Consider the following 13152-nt stretch of genomic DNA (forward strand, 5'->3'; position numbering starts at 1 on the left):
TCATCATGGACCCTCGGGAGCGACTAAGGAAGGCGACTCCCTAGTACTGTCGGGACTCGCCGGGAGACGTACACGGGAGAGGTGTTCAATCGGCGTCCTCCAGCCGGAATCCGACCTTCAGGCCGACCTGGTAATGGTCGATCTCGCCGTCGACGATATGCCCGCGGACCTGGGTGATCTCGAACCAGTCGAGATTGCGCAAGGTCTCCGAGGCGCGCTTGATGCCATTCTTGACCGCGGCGTCCATGCTCTGCTGGGACGTACCGACGATCTCGGTCACGCGATACGTGCGGTCGGTCACGGTGGTCTCCCTCGTCGGGGCGGCGCTCCGCCCGTCCACTTTCCACCGTGCCTCAGGGCGGCGCGCCCCACCAGCGGAGCGGCGGGCGGTCCGGCGTCCTGGGGCCTGTCCGGCGGATCAGGGGCGGAGAGGGCCTACGGAACGACGGTGACCGGCCAGCGGCCGGCCTTGACCAGCCGCACCGCGACCGAGCCCATGATGCGGTGCCCGGCCGACTCCGAGGCGCCGACCACCACCGCGTCGGCCTTCAGGTCATCGGCCATCTGCACCATGCCGTTGTACGGATCGCCCCGCAGGGTGTGGAACTCCCAGCGCACCTGGTATATCCCCTGCAGCCGCTCGGTCGCCCGGCGGATCTCGGCCATCAGCTCCTCGGCCACCTCGTTCGTGGCATCCATGACCGGCGCCCCCATCGCCGCACCGGCCGGCAGCACCGGCTGGACATAGACCAGGACGAGTTTCGAGGCCTGACGCCGGGCCAGCCCCGCCGCATAGGCGGCGGCGCGCCACGACGAGTCGGAGCCGTCGATGCCGACGACGATGACCTTCGGGCCGTCCGTTCCGCGCTCGAACTGCGCGGCTGCGTTCTCCTCCACACCAGGGAGGTTATCCGCACATGCGTGCTGCCGGGCTCCCGGGCCGCGGCGCCGCCGCCGCGCGGCCAGCCGCCCGGCCCCGTCGCCCGGCCCCGTCGCCCGGCCCCGTCGCCCGGCCCGGTCAGGCGGGAGCCGGCGGCCAGCTGTCCGCCGACAGCACGCCCAGCACATACGCCCTGGCCACCAGCGCCGTACGGCCCTGCACCCGCCAGCGGCGGGCCAGCCGGGTGAGGTGGTAGTTCACCCCGTCGACCGTCAGCCCGAGCGCCGTACCGATCGACGCCGTGGTCGCGCCGCCCGCGGCCAGTGCCAGGATGCGGGCCTCCACCGGGCTCGCCGAGCCCCGCGGCGTCGGCGGCGGAGCGGTCTCGCTGACCCGCAGCAGCGCCAGCAGGGCGGGCGGACGCACCGAAGGATCGCCCACCGGATCGATCGTCAGCTCCCCTTCCCGTACGCTGCCGTCGGAGCCGGCCTGCCAGCGCACCTCGACCGGATAGCGCGACCGGCGCCCCAGCCGCAGGGCCTCGCTGAGCCTGTCGAGCTGCGCCTTCGCACGGGGCTCGAAGAGGTCCAGCAGATTGCGGCCGCGCAGCTGTCCCGGTGCCGCGCCCCACTGGGCGGCCATCGCCGGATTGGCGATCAGCACCTCGCCATGGGCCCGGCACACCGCGATCGGCGTGGGGATACGGTCCAGCAGGATCAGGAAGTAGTTGCGCCAGGGGCCGCCCGCGTACGGCCCGGCCGGGTCCTCCGCGTATCCGCTCACGCAGGGTGCATCGTCCGTGTGCGCCGAGTCCCCGTCCGACGCCCCGTCGGCTGTCCCGTTGTCCATGTTCCCTTCTCCGGTCCGCGCGCAAGAGCGAGCAGCGAAAAACCACTGCACAATCATGCAGTTGTCCGGGCGTGACCTGCGTGTGGGGGCCCTCACGCTGGAGACATGACCGACACCATCGCGCTCCACAGCGACGAACGCGCCGCCGATGACGGCATCCCGGTGGCCGACCTCACGAAGGCCGGGCTCACCCACACGCCCATCCAGCAGTCCATGGACCTCGCCCGGATCCACGGCCCGGTCTTCAAGCGCAAGTTCGGCGACCGCGAGACGCTGTTCCTCTCCTCGCTCGACCTGGTCACCGAGGTCGCCGACGAATCCCGCTTCAGCAAGGGCGTGTCGGTCGTCCTGGAAAACGTCAGAGAGTTCGCCGGTGACGGTCTGTTCACCGCCTACAACGACGAGCCGAACTGGGCCAAGGCACATGAGGTCCTGATGCCGGCCTTCGCGCTCGGCTCGATGCGCACCTACCACCCGGCGATGCTCAAGGTCGCCCGCCGGGTCATGGCCGCCTGGGACCGGCGGGTGGCCGACGGCACGCCCGTCCAGGTCGCCGAGGACATGACCCGGATGACGCTGGACACCATCGGACTGGCCGGCTTCGGCTTCGACTTCGAGTCGTTCTCCCGCGGTGACACCCCGCACCCGTTCGTCGAGGCCATGGTGCGCTGCCTCGAATGGAGCATGAAGAAGTTCTCCCGTGACCCCGACGGCGACCACTCCGCGGCGGACGCCGCCTTCCAGGCCGACGCCGACTACCTCGCGTCCGTCGTCGACGAGGTCATCGCCGCCCGCACGGCGAGCGGCGAGAGCGGCGACGACGACCTGCTGGGCCTGATGCTCGGCGCCCGGGGGCAGGAGGGCGGCGAGGGGCCCACCCTCGACCTCGCCAACATCCGCAACCAGGTCATCACCTTCCTGATCGCCGGTCACGAGACCACCTCGGGCGCGCTCTCCTTCGCCCTCTACCACCTGCTCAAGGACCCGCTCGCGCTGCGCATGGTCCAGCGCGAGGCCGACGAGCTGTGGGGCGACCAGGCCGACCCCGACCCCTCGTTCGAGGACATCGGGCACCTGCCGTTCACCCGCCAGGTCCTCAACGAGGCGCTGCGACTGTGGCCCACCGCCGCCGCCTTCACCCGGCAGGCCCATGAGGACACCCTGCTCGGCGGGCGCTACCCGGTGAAGGCGGGGGAGCTGGTCACGGTGCTCACCCCGATGCTGCACCGCGACCCCGCCTGGGGCGACAACCCCGAACTGTTCGACCCCTCCCGCTTCAGCCCCGAGGCCGAGGCGGCCCGCTCCCCGCATGCGTACAAGCCCTTCGGGACCGGTGAACGCGCCTGCATCGGGCGGCAGTTCGCGCTCCACGAGGCAACCATGCTGCTCGCCCTCCTCGCGCACCGCTACCGCCTGATCGACCACCGCGACTACCAGTTGGACATCAAGGAGACGCTGACCCTCAAGCCCGACGGGTTCACCTTCACCCTCGCCGCCCGGACGCCCGCCGACCGGGCCGCGGTCCGCGCCGCGCTGGCCGTGCTCCCCGGCAGCGCCGAGAACACCGGGGACGACGCGGCCACCGACGAGGGCCTGCCGACCCGCGTCCCGCAGGGCACCGGTCTGCTGCTGTTGCACGGCAGCAACTACGGCACCTGCCGCGAGTTCGCCGAGCGCCTCGCCGACGAGACCACCGGACTCGGCTTCACCGCCGATGTGGCGCCGCTGGACGCCTACGCCGGAACGCTGCCCGCCGACCGGCCGGTCGTCATCGTCGCCGCCTCCTACAACGGCCAGCCCACCGACGACGCGGCCGCCTTCGTCGAATGGCTGAACACCGCGCAGGACGGCGCCGCCGCGGACCTGCCGTTCGCCGTCCTCGGCGTCGGCGACCGCAACTGGGCCGCCACCTACCAGCACATACCGACCCTCATCGACGACCGGCTCGACGCACTCGGCGCCCACCGGCTGCTGCCGCGCGCCGAGGCCGACGCCTCCGGTGACCTCAGCGGCACCGTCAAGGAGTTCACCGCGGCGCTGCGCACCGAGCTGCTGACGCGGTACGGCGACCCGGCGACCATCGGCGCCGGCCAACCGGCGGCGGAGGACACCGGCTACACCGTCACCGAGATCACCGGCGGCCCGCTGGACGCGCTCGCCGCCCGCCACGACCTCGTCCCGATGACCGTCACCGAGGCCCACGACCTCACCGCGGAGGGCTGGCCGCGGCCCAAGCGCTTCCTGCGGATCGCCCTGCCCGACGGCGTCGACTACCGCACGGCCGACCACCTCGCGGTGCTGCCGGCCAACGCCCCGGACACCGTCGAGCGGGCTGCCCGCGCCCTGGGCGCCGACCCGGACACCGTCCTCGCGCTGCACTCCGGCCGCCGCGCCGGGCGCGACACCCTGCCCGTCGACCGGCCCCTGACGGTGCGCCAACTCCTCACCCACCACCTTGAACTGGGCATGCGGCCCACGCCGGAACAGGTCGCCGTGCTCGCCGCCCACAACCCCTGCCCGCCCGAGCGCCACGCACTGGAGAACCTCGCCGAGGACGACCCGCGCACCCTGATCGAGCTGATCGAGGCGCACCCGGCGCTGAGCGGGGCCCTGCCCTGGCCGGTGCTGCTGGAGCTGCTGCCGCCGCTGCGCACCCGGCACTACTCCCTGTCGTCCTCACCCGCCACCGACGCCCGGCACGCCGATCTGATGGTCTCGCTGCTGCCCGGCGGCACCGGCTCGTCCTACCTGCACGGTGTGCGGCCCGGCGACACCGTGCTGGCTCGCGTCCAGCCCTGCCGCGAGGCCTTCCGCCTGGATGCGGCCGATGACACCCCCGTCATCCTGGTCGCGGCGGGTACCGGCCTCGCGCCCTTCCGCGGCGCCGTCGCCGACCGCGTCGCCGCGGGCCGGCAGTCCCCCGCCCGGCTCTACTTCGGCTGTGACGACCCCACCGCCGACTTCCTGCACGCCGCGGAGTTCGCCGCCGCCGAAGCCGCCGGCGTCATCTCCGTACGCCCCGTCTTCAGCGAACGCCCCGAGAACGGCCACCGCTTCGTCCAGCACCGGATCGCCGCCGAGGCTGCCGAGGTGTGGGAACTGCTGCAGGCCGGCGCGCGGGTGTACGTCTGCGGGGACGGCAGCCGGATGGCGCCCGGTGTACGGGCCGCCTTCCGCGAGCTGCACGCTGCCCGCACCGGCGCCTCGCCGCAGGAATCCGAGGCCTGGCTGCGCGAACTGACCGCTTCCGGCCGCTACATCGAGGATGTGTACGCGGCGGGCTGAGGGCCGTTCCGCGCCTGCGCGGTGGCGATTCCTCTGCCGGGTGGGGGATGCGTCGTCCGTCGGGGGTGGCGCATCGCCTGTCTGCCGCGCGGCGTTTCCCCGGATGCAGCTTCATCGCCTCTCTCCCCGGAAGGAGGAGGGGGCGGGGGTGGGGGGAGGTGGGGTGGATCTTCCGGGCCGTCAGGGCCAAGGTGGGGGTGGTGCGGTCACCGGGGTCGCACCGTTCGTCGGCCGTGACCGGGCCGGCGACCCGACTGGGGGGAAAACGGCATGACCAAAGCCCTGATCATCGGAGGCGGTATCGCGGGAGCGGTGACCGCGATGGCCCTGCAGAAGGCGGGTATCGACGCCGAGATCTTCGAGGCCTATCCGACCGGCGCGGACGATGTCGGCGCCTTTCTCATCGTCTTCGCCAACGGCCTCGAAGCGCTCCGGGTGATCGACGCGCACGGCCCCGTCGTCGACAGCTCCTTCCCGGCACAGCGGGTGGAGTTCATCGGCAACGACGGCACACGACTGGGGGAGCGCCCCATCGCGGGGACCGAAGGGGGCGACGGCCTCGGCCCGCGCACACTACGGCGGGCCACCCTCTACCAGGTGCTGCACCGCGAGGCGACGCGCCGCGGGATCGCGGTACGGCACGGGAAGCGGCTGGTCGCTGCCGAGTCCGTGGACGGCGCCGGCGGCCGGAGGGTCGTCGCGCGCTTCGCCGACGGCAGCCACGCCGAGGGCGACTTGCTGATCGGCGCCGACGGTCTGCACTCCGTCACCCGCGCCCTGATCGACCCGGCCGCCCCGCAACCGCGCTACACCGGCCAGAACACGGTCTGCGGCTATGTCCCCGACGCCGCCGAGGTGCCGCTCGCCCCGGACACCTACACCATGATCTTCGGCAAGCAGGCCTTCTTCGGCTGCACCCGCGCCCCCGACGGCGAGGTCTGGTGGTTCGCCAACGTCCCCGGTACGGAACTTGACCGGGCCGATCCGCCGGCCGTCACCCCGGCCGCCTGGCGGGAGCGGGTCGCCGGGCTCTTCGACGGTGACGAGACCCCGGCCGCCGCCCTCGTCCGCGCCACCGGCGACCGCGTGATCGCCTCCAGCGCCTACGACCTCGCTACCACTCCGGTCTGGCACACCGACACCATGGTCGTCCTCGGCGACGCCGCGCACGCGGCCGCGCCCAACGCCGCCCAGGGCGCGTCCATGGCCATCGAAGACGGCATCGTCCTCGCCAAGTGCCTGCGCGACCGGCCCGATCCGCACAGCGCCTTCGCCGCCTACGAGCAGCTGCGCCGGGAGCGGGTGGAGCAGGTCGTCGCGGCCAGCGCAGGGATGGCCAAGCTCACCGCCTCGGGCACCCCCGGCCGCCCGTCCCGCCCGGAGGCCGCCGAGCGGGGCGGCGCGGGGGCGGACAACTGGCTGACGGGCTACCGGATCGAGTGGTGAGGGCCCGTTGTCAGACCCCTGTGGTCTGCTGGGTGCAGGAGATCGGCGGAGTGCCGATCGGTGTGCGGGGAAGGGCGCCATGACCACGACTGCCGAGGACATCCCACTGGCACCGGACGCGGCCTGGCTGGAGGAGCGGTTCGGGGCGGGCTCGCTCTGGCGGCCCGCCGAGGCCGAGTTGCCCGAGGAGCTGACCCACCGGCAGTCGCGGGAGTTCCTGACCACCGTCGGATTTCCCGCGGTCCGGATCGACGCCATCGGGTTCGACGCGACGCATCTGCTGGCGGACGACGGCGATGCGCTGCACCCCTTCGACGCCGACGAGCTGTACGGGGAGCGCTACCCGGACGATGACTCGGACCCGGTCAACTTCTGCTTCTCGTTCGGCAGTTGTGGCGACCAGATGCTGATGCTCGACGGTGAAGTCGGCGGCATCGACCACTACGACCCCAACGGCTGGGACCACGGCGCCGGTTATCAGGGCGCCGCGGCCTCGTCGCTGCCCGGTCTGGCCGCCCTGCTCGGACTGATAGCCGAGCGCAGCGCCGAGCTGGGCGCGGACGACCGGGAGGTGGCCCGCGCCGCCGTGGCGGCGCTGCGTGAGCGGATGTGCGGTCATGATCCGGCGGTGGAGGAATCGCCCTTCTGGAGAACGGCGTTCTGGTTCAGGGCGGAGTGAGCACGCCTCATTCCTCGTCTCATTCCTCGCCTCATTCCTCGGTCCGAAGGCTCTCTCCGGACGGCCCGGCCACGCCCGGGAGGTGGACGACCAGCAGGGCGATCCCGGCGAGGGTGACATTGCGGGTGGCCGCTTCCAGCCCGTTCCAGGCCTCCGACTGCCACATGGCGAACCACTCGCCCCCGATGGCGAGGAAGCCCGCACCGAAGAGAAGGAGGAGCATCAGCAGGCCGGCGGTGCTGACCAGCCGGGCCCTGGCGAGACCGTTCCGGCGTCGTATGCCCAGGGCCCACAGCGCGGTGGCCACGATCAGGGTCAGCGCGGTGAGCGTTTCCCAGGCGATGATGCCCAGATACGCGGCGTCCTGCAGGGTTCGGGAGGTGATGGCCCGACCCATCAGGTCCGGGTCCTTGAAGGTGGTGTCCATGGCCAGGACATGCCGGACGAACTGCTGGTTGGTGCCGAAGTCGGTGATGTTGCCGAAGGCGACGAGGGCGATGTAGAGCGCGACGATGCCCGTGAGCGTGGCCGCCGCGAGCGACAGCCCGGTGTGCGGAATCCGGCGGGTGGAGCTTTTGTCGGACATGGGTCCTCCCCGAGTTGGTTGTGTTGTCCGATCTTTGCTTATCCGCCTCCACCCCGTGGGTCCCGCGGTGCGCAACTCCCGTACGCTGCTCCCCGATCGGCCGGGTGACCACCGGTCGATCGGCCGTTCGGGCGAGTGCCCGGACGCCGGAAACCTAGGGGAAGCGGGGCACATGAACGGAAAGCGGTGTGTGGGAACGGTCGCCGTCGCGGCGGCGGCAGTGATCGCGGTGACCGGTCCGGCGGGCGCCGAGCCGGCCGGCACGACATACGGCACCAGCACGTCCGTGGGCGTCCACAACGCCTATGAGAAGGAGAAGTACCCCTACTTCGCGGATGCCCTGGACTCCGGCGCCGCACTGCTCGAACTCGACCTCTGGACCAACGGCCTGGGCCGGTCCTTCCGGGTCTCGCACAGCAACCCGCTGGGCAACAACAGCAACTGCGAGGGCGCCGCGAACGCCTCAGAGCTGCGCACCAAGGACCGCAACCAGGACTTCGCCGGGTGCCTCGCCGATGTGAAGGCCTGGCACGACGCCCACCCCGGCCACCGTCCGATCCTGTTCAAGATCGAGATGAAGGACGGTTTCAACGCCAAGGGCGGCCGCGGCCCCGCCGAGTTCGACGCGCTGGTGCGCGAGAAGCTGGGCGACGCCGTCTACGGCCCCGGCGATCTCACCGCCGGACACGCCACCCCCGACGAGGCGGTGCGGGCGGGCGGCTGGCCCTCGCGTGCCGATCTGGCCGGCAAGTTCCTGATCGAGCTGATACCCGGCACCGTCGAGGAGAAGAACCCCTTCGACAAGCTGTGGACGGACGTGGAGTACGCCGGGCACCTCAAGGACCTCGCGGCACGGGGGCAACTGGGCCGGTCGACGGCCTTCCCCGCGGTGCACGGCGCCGCTCCCGGTGACCCCCGCGAGCGCTACACGGACCCCGCGCTGCGCCCCTGGTTCGTGGTCTTCGACGGTGACGCCGCGACCTATCTGAACGGCAGTATCGACACCGCCTGGTACGACACCCGGCACTACCTGCTCATCATGACCGACGCCCACAACGTGCCGCCGGTCATCGACGGCACCCGCCCGACCGAGGCGGAGGCCCTGGCCCGGGTCAGGCAACTGGCCGCCGCGCACGCGAGCTTCGCCACCGCCGACTGGTATCCGCTGCCGTCCGTCCTCAAGACCGTGGTGGCGCGGGGGGCCTGACGCCGGACGCGTCGGCCCGGGCGCGGGGCTGCGGGGGCCACGGGCCCGGCTCCGCGGTCGCCCGCCGGTAGAGCGCGGCCACGTCCTCGCCGAACCGGCTGCTGTACGAGACGAGGTTGTCGCCGCCCTCGTTGAGACCGCCGATCACACCGATCAGCGCACCGGTCCCGGTGGCCGGGTTGACGTCGGTGAGCATCGGCCCGCCGCTGGTCCCGTTGGGGAACCCCCGGCAGGTGAAGCGGAGTTGGGCCGGGCCCTGGGCGTCCGCCGTGTGCCGGCAGCTGACCGGGGTGTCCTGGTCCTCGGGGTATCCGGTCAGCTGCGCGGGGCGCCCGGCCGGCGCGTCGAAGCGGATCCGTTCGGCGCCGGTGAGGTCCGCTATCCGGCCGCCGGCCCGTCCCGCTCTGCGCATCCGCAGGAACGCCACATCGTGGTCGGGGTCCCGGTCGCGGATCCAGCGCGGGTCGACATGGATCCGGGTCGGCACCCACAGGCCGTACGGCGCGATCCCGTCGTGCATTCCGGGCGCGAACACCAGCCGGGTCCGGAAGCCGCCGTCGTGCACACAGTGCGCCGCGGTGACGATGAGGTCGCCCGCCGGGGACTGCACCACGCTGGCCGTGCAGTGGTGGGCCGGGGTGCCGTCGGCGGCGGGGGAGAAGAGCGCGCCGATCGCCGGGGAGGGGGCCGCCGGGACCGCCAGCAGGGGCCGGGACGCCGTCGGCGGGGCGGCCATGACACCGCTGTGCCGCGCCGCCACCGGCGGGCCCGGCCGCTCCGTGTAGGGACCGGCGAGCACCGCGGCGGCGGCTTGGTCGCCGTCGGCCCGGGTCGCCGTATAGGAGCCGGTGGCGGTGTCCCCCGGGGCCAGGAACGGATCGCGCGACGGGGATCCCAGTGCCAGGACCGTGCCGCCCATGACCACGGTCAGTACTCCGAGCGCGAGGGTCACCCGCAGCGGAACGCCCTCCCGGCCGCGGCCGGTGCACGCCGGCCCGCCGGGACCCGGGCAGACCTCGGGCGCCGGTGCCCCGGCGTCCCCGGCCGCCCGGCCGGCGTTGTCCGCCGGCACGGTCCCGCGTTCGCTCGTCTCCACTCAGCCGCCGCCTCGCCGCATCAGCCGGCGACACCCCGTCGGATGCAGGGGCGACACCGGATCCAGACATTTCACCCAGTCTGATGCAGGGGTGGCCGCTGTGGTTCGGTCACCCGGGCGCCTCATTCCGCACGGGCGGCGAAAAGCAGGGAGAAAGCCGCACCGGAGCACCCCCGTTCGACCCGCGATCCGGGGCCCCGGCGGGCCGGGAGCACCGGACGAGGTGACGGGGCCGCCCGGCCGCTTTCCGCTAGGCCGGTCGGGTGACCCGTGCGCTGTTGCCGGACCTGCCGGCCGGCCTCATGCCGCCCGCCGCAGGCGCCGTCCCGCGAGGTTGTGCCCGATCAGCGTCTCGGCCAGGCCGGCCTCGTTCGGGAAGTCCATCGGCACGATGCCCAGGCCCGTCCAGCCGCTGCCTTCCGAGCCCGTGAGCAGCTTCTTGACCTGCGGGTTGAGGCGGTCCGCGTTGGAGCGGGGCGGGAGCAGGGCGGCGGTGCTGACGTAGTTGACGAACAGCTTGCCGGGCTGGGTGACGGCCTTGCGGAACTGGGCCTCGATCTTCGGGTACTTCCCGAACGGCTCCGCCATGTAGTCGTCCTGGATGTCGAACAGCTGCGGATCGGCGTAGCGGACGCTGCCCAGGCCGTCGGAGTCCGCCAGCAGGACGACCTTGCCGCGGGCCTGGCCGAGCGTCGGGAGTCCGGCGTCCAGCCGGAAGAGCGACCGGTAGCCCTTGTCGTCCAGATAGATGCCGAAGATCCGGCGGAACTCCTCGGCGGAGACCTCCGAGTACTCCTGCTTGACCCGCATCAGCACCGTCTCGGAGGGGTGTGCTTTGAGGAACGCCCGGCAGGCGTTGAGCACATCGCCGAACATCAGCTCCTGGTAGAAGGCGCCGTGATGGATGGCGAAAACGTTGTCGATGGCCCGGCAGCGGACGTCCAGGAAGCGTATTCCGGAGGTCAGTTGGGCGTCGATGGAGGTGTTCTGGCAGGCCACCCAGGGGCCGCCCAGCCGGGCGCCGGAGTCATGGGTGCCGGGGATCGTCAGCCGCTGGACCGGGGTGCCGTCGCCGAGCGCCGCCATCCAGTCCGCCACGGACACCGCGGACGCCCGGCGTTGTGCGGCGGCGGCCGTGAACTGCCCGCTGCCGGCGCCCGCCAGCACCCCGGCGGCCGACAGTCCGGCCGCGCCCCTGAGGAATCCCCGTCGATCCAGCACCGGTCCCATGCCGCTTCCCCTGCCCGTCGCGTCTGCGTACGTGCGCACCGGCCGTCCGGTGCGAACATGCGGTCGGGGCATCGAACCACATCGCGCGCGGACGCGGCACCCGGCCGGCGGACCCGGGGGTCACACCGGCCGGGAAGCGGCGGATATCAGACCCGGAAGGACAGCGACAGCGCGAAGCGGTCCGCGCTGTCGGTCCACCAGTTCTTCAACTCCAGTCCGGCCGCGGCGAGTTCGGCACGCACGCCTTCGTGGCGGAACTTCGCCGAGACCTCGGTGCGCACCTCCTCGCCCGCGGCGAAGGTCACCGCCAGGTCCACCCCGGGGATCTTGACGGTCAGATCCTTACGGGCCCGCAGCCGCATCTCGATCCACTCCTGTGCGGTGTTCCACAGGGCGACATGGTCGAAGTCCGCCGGGTCGAAGTCCCCGCCCAGCTCACGGTTGATGACCTCCAGGACGTTCTTGTTGAACGCCGCCGTCACCCCCTGCGGATCGTCGTAGGCGGCGACGAGCGTGGCCTCGTCCTTGACCAGGTCGGTGCCGAGCAGCAGGGCGTCGCCCGGGGACAGCATGTCGTGCACGGAGTGCAGGAACGCGGAGCGCTCCTCGGGGAGCAGATTGCCGATGGTGCCGCCGAGGAAGGCGAGCAGCCGCGGGCCGGGTGTCGCGGGGAGCTCCATGCCCTGCTGGAAGTCGGCGACCAGTGCGTGCACGGTCAGGCCGGGGTGCTCGCTGAGCAGCGCCTCGCCCGCCGCGGCCAGCGCGGATTCGCTGACGTCGATCGGCAGGTAGGTGTGCAGTCCGGTCAGCGCGCCGATGAGATGGCGGGTCTTGTCGGACGAGCCGGACCCCAGCTCGATCAGGGTGCGGGCCTGGGTGGCCGCGGCGATGTGGTCGGCGCGGGTGAGCAGGATCTCCCGCTCGGCCCGGGTCGGGTAGTAGTCGGGCAACTTGGTGATGTCCTCGAACAGCTCGCTGCCGCGGGCGTCGTAGAACCATTTGGGCGGCAGTTGTTTGGGGGTACGGGACAGGCCCTCGGTGACATCGGCGCGCAGCGCGGCCGCGGTGGCGTCGGCAGGGAGGGTGCGGGTGATGCTGAGGCGGCTCACGTGGCGGGCTCCTTGAGCGGGGTGAGGTGGACCTCGGTCCGGGTGGCGCGCAGCAGGGTGCGGTCGGGGACCTCGGTCCAGTGGGGGGAATCGTCGTACGGTTCGGAGGCGACCACCGTGCCGCCCTCGGGAAGGGCCAGATGGCACAGCGTGTCGCCCCAGGTGGTGGCGGCGATGGTGGTGCCGTCGGTGAGCAGCAGATTGAGCCGGGAGCCGGGCGCGGCCGCGGCGACCGCCGTGACGGTGCCGGCCAGCGCGTCGCCGAGCTCGTCGCCGCGCGCGAGCCGGTGCAGGACCAGTGCCCACAGGAACGCCGCGTCGCAGCGGGCCGGCAGCCGCAGCAGCTCCTCCGGGGGCAGCTCCGCGGCGAGCGGGGCGAGCGCGTCCGGCCAGCCGGCCACCGCGCCGTTGTGGCTGAACAGATAGCGGCCGGTGGCGTACGGCGCGGCAGCGGCCTCGGCGTCCGCACCGGCCACGGTGGCGTCCCGTACGGCGGCGAGCAGCGCGCCGGTGCGCACCACCCGCGCCAGGTCGGGCAGCAGCTCGTCGCCCCAGATCGGCCCGGCCCGCCGGTAGCGCGCGGGCACCGGGTCGCCGGGCGCGTACCAGCCGACGCCGAACCCGTCCGCGTTGACCGTGCCGTGCCGCTGACGGCGGGGCGCCCATGACTGCCGGTGGAGGCTGTGGGGCGGGGCGAGCAGAACCTGGCCGAAGGGTATCTCCGGTCCCAGATAAGCAAGATGACGGCACATCAGACAACGTCCTCCCGCGGCGCCGGGGTCGCG

At 72.5% G+C, this 13152-nt stretch carries 12 protein-coding genes; 4 read left to right on the plus strand and 8 right to left on the minus strand.

What is annotated here, in order from left to right:
* Positions 1-85: 85 nt before the first annotated feature.
* The 3 genes from NUT86_RS35170 to NUT86_RS35180 all read right to left on the minus strand — a co-directional run bounded on the left by NUT86_RS35170 (position 86) and on the right by NUT86_RS35180 (position 1729).
* Positions 86-301 carry a dodecin gene (locus NUT86_RS35170; protein ID WP_093645640.1) on the minus strand — a complete coding sequence of 72 codons (216 nt, stop codon included), beginning with the start codon at positions 299-301 and terminating at the stop codon, positions 86-88.
* 134 nt (positions 302-435) lie between these two features.
* Positions 436-897, minus strand: coding sequence for a universal stress protein (locus NUT86_RS35175; protein ID WP_018088486.1), 462 nt, complete (start codon positions 895-897; stop codon positions 436-438).
* A gap of 121 nt (positions 898-1018) precedes the next feature.
* Positions 1019-1729 (minus strand): PAS domain-containing protein, encoded by a 711-nt coding sequence (locus NUT86_RS35180; RefSeq protein ID WP_274739402.1) that lies wholly within the window; start codon positions 1727-1729, stop codon positions 1019-1021.
* 105 nt (positions 1730-1834) lie between these two features.
* Between NUT86_RS35180 and NUT86_RS35185 the strand changes: the two genes are divergently transcribed.
* The 3 genes from NUT86_RS35185 (at position 1835) to NUT86_RS35195 (ending at position 7139) form a co-directional block, all read left to right on the plus strand.
* A complete protein-coding gene (locus tag NUT86_RS35185) occupies positions 1835-5014 on the plus strand; it encodes a cytochrome P450 (protein ID WP_274739403.1) in 3180 nt (1059 codons plus the stop codon).
* Between the two features lie 270 nt (positions 5015-5284).
* Complete coding sequence (locus NUT86_RS35190; protein WP_093645645.1) at positions 5285-6460, plus strand: FAD-dependent monooxygenase; 1176 nt, start codon at positions 5285-5287, stop codon at positions 6458-6460.
* Positions 6461-6539: 79 nt separating this feature from the next.
* Positions 6540-7139 carry an SUKH-4 family immunity protein gene (locus NUT86_RS35195; protein WP_266444060.1) on the plus strand — a complete coding sequence of 200 codons (600 nt, stop codon included), beginning with the start codon at positions 6540-6542 and terminating at the stop codon, positions 7137-7139.
* Between the two features lie 31 nt (positions 7140-7170).
* Here NUT86_RS35195 and NUT86_RS35200 read toward each other — a convergent pair whose 3' ends face one another.
* On the minus strand, positions 7171-7725 hold the full coding sequence (locus NUT86_RS35200) for a DUF2165 domain-containing protein (protein WP_274739405.1): 555 nt from the start codon (positions 7723-7725) through the stop codon (positions 7171-7173).
* A 172-nt stretch (positions 7726-7897) separates the two neighbouring features.
* Between NUT86_RS35200 and NUT86_RS35205 the strand changes: the two genes are divergently transcribed.
* Positions 7898-8932 (plus strand): phosphatidylinositol-specific phospholipase C domain-containing protein, encoded by a 1035-nt coding sequence (locus NUT86_RS35205; RefSeq protein ID WP_159484865.1) that lies wholly within the window; start codon positions 7898-7900, stop codon positions 8930-8932.
* Here NUT86_RS35205 and NUT86_RS35210 read toward each other — a convergent pair.
* From NUT86_RS35210 to egtC, 4 genes are all read right to left on the minus strand, one after another.
* On the minus strand, positions 8904-10028 hold the full coding sequence (locus tag NUT86_RS35210; protein ID WP_159484863.1) for a trypsin-like serine peptidase: 1125 nt from the start codon (positions 10026-10028) through the stop codon (positions 8904-8906). The two genes, NUT86_RS35205 and NUT86_RS35210, sit on opposite strands and share 29 nt — an antisense overlap.
* A 300-nt stretch (positions 10029-10328) precedes the next feature.
* Positions 10329-11258 (minus strand): phosphatidylinositol-specific phospholipase C, encoded by a 930-nt coding sequence (locus NUT86_RS35215; RefSeq protein WP_274739407.1) that lies wholly within the window; start codon positions 11256-11258, stop codon positions 10329-10331.
* Between the two features lie 146 nt (positions 11259-11404).
* Positions 11405-12367: an L-histidine N(alpha)-methyltransferase gene (gene egtD, locus NUT86_RS35220; RefSeq protein WP_266444074.1), complete on the minus strand. Its 963-nt coding sequence runs from the start codon at positions 12365-12367 to the stop codon at positions 11405-11407.
* Positions 12364-13119 carry an ergothioneine biosynthesis protein EgtC gene (gene egtC, locus NUT86_RS35225; protein ID WP_159484859.1) on the minus strand — a complete coding sequence of 252 codons (756 nt, stop codon included), beginning with the start codon at positions 13117-13119 and terminating at the stop codon, positions 12364-12366. Before egtC ends, egtD begins: the two co-directional genes overlap by 4 nt.
* Between the last annotated feature and the right edge of the window lie 33 nt (positions 13120-13152).

The organism is Streptomyces sp. G7(2002) (assembly GCF_028870195.1).
In the GTDB taxonomy this organism is placed as follows: domain Bacteria; phylum Actinomycetota; class Actinomycetes; order Streptomycetales; family Streptomycetaceae; genus Streptomyces; species Streptomyces nigrescens.

What these genes read in the sequence shown, in the direction of transcription:
- NUT86_RS35180 (WP_274739402.1), bottom strand. Translation starts at nt 1,729, where the DNA reads ATGGACAACGGGACAGCCGACGGGGCGTCGGACGGGGACTCGGCGCAC.
- NUT86_RS35185 (WP_274739403.1), top strand. Translation starts at nt 1,835, where the DNA reads ATGACCGACACCATCGCGCTCCACAGCGACGAACGCGCCGCCGATGAC.
- NUT86_RS35190 (WP_093645645.1), top strand. Translation starts at nt 5,285, where the DNA reads ATGACCAAAGCCCTGATCATCGGAGGCGGTATCGCGGGAGCGGTGACC.
- NUT86_RS35195 (WP_266444060.1), top strand. Translation starts at nt 6,540, where the DNA reads ATGACCACGACTGCCGAGGACATCCCACTGGCACCGGACGCGGCCTGG.
- NUT86_RS35200 (WP_274739405.1), bottom strand. Translation starts at nt 7,725, where the DNA reads ATGTCCGACAAAAGCTCCACCCGCCGGATTCCGCACACCGGGCTGTCG.
- NUT86_RS35205 (WP_159484865.1), top strand. Translation starts at nt 7,898, where the DNA reads ATGAACGGAAAGCGGTGTGTGGGAACGGTCGCCGTCGCGGCGGCGGCA.
- NUT86_RS35215 (WP_274739407.1), bottom strand. Translation starts at nt 11,258, where the DNA reads ATGGGACCGGTGCTGGATCGACGGGGATTCCTCAGGGGCGCGGCCGGA.
- egtC (WP_159484859.1), bottom strand. Translation starts at nt 13,119, where the DNA reads ATGTGCCGTCATCTTGCTTATCTGGGACCGGAGATACCCTTCGGCCAG.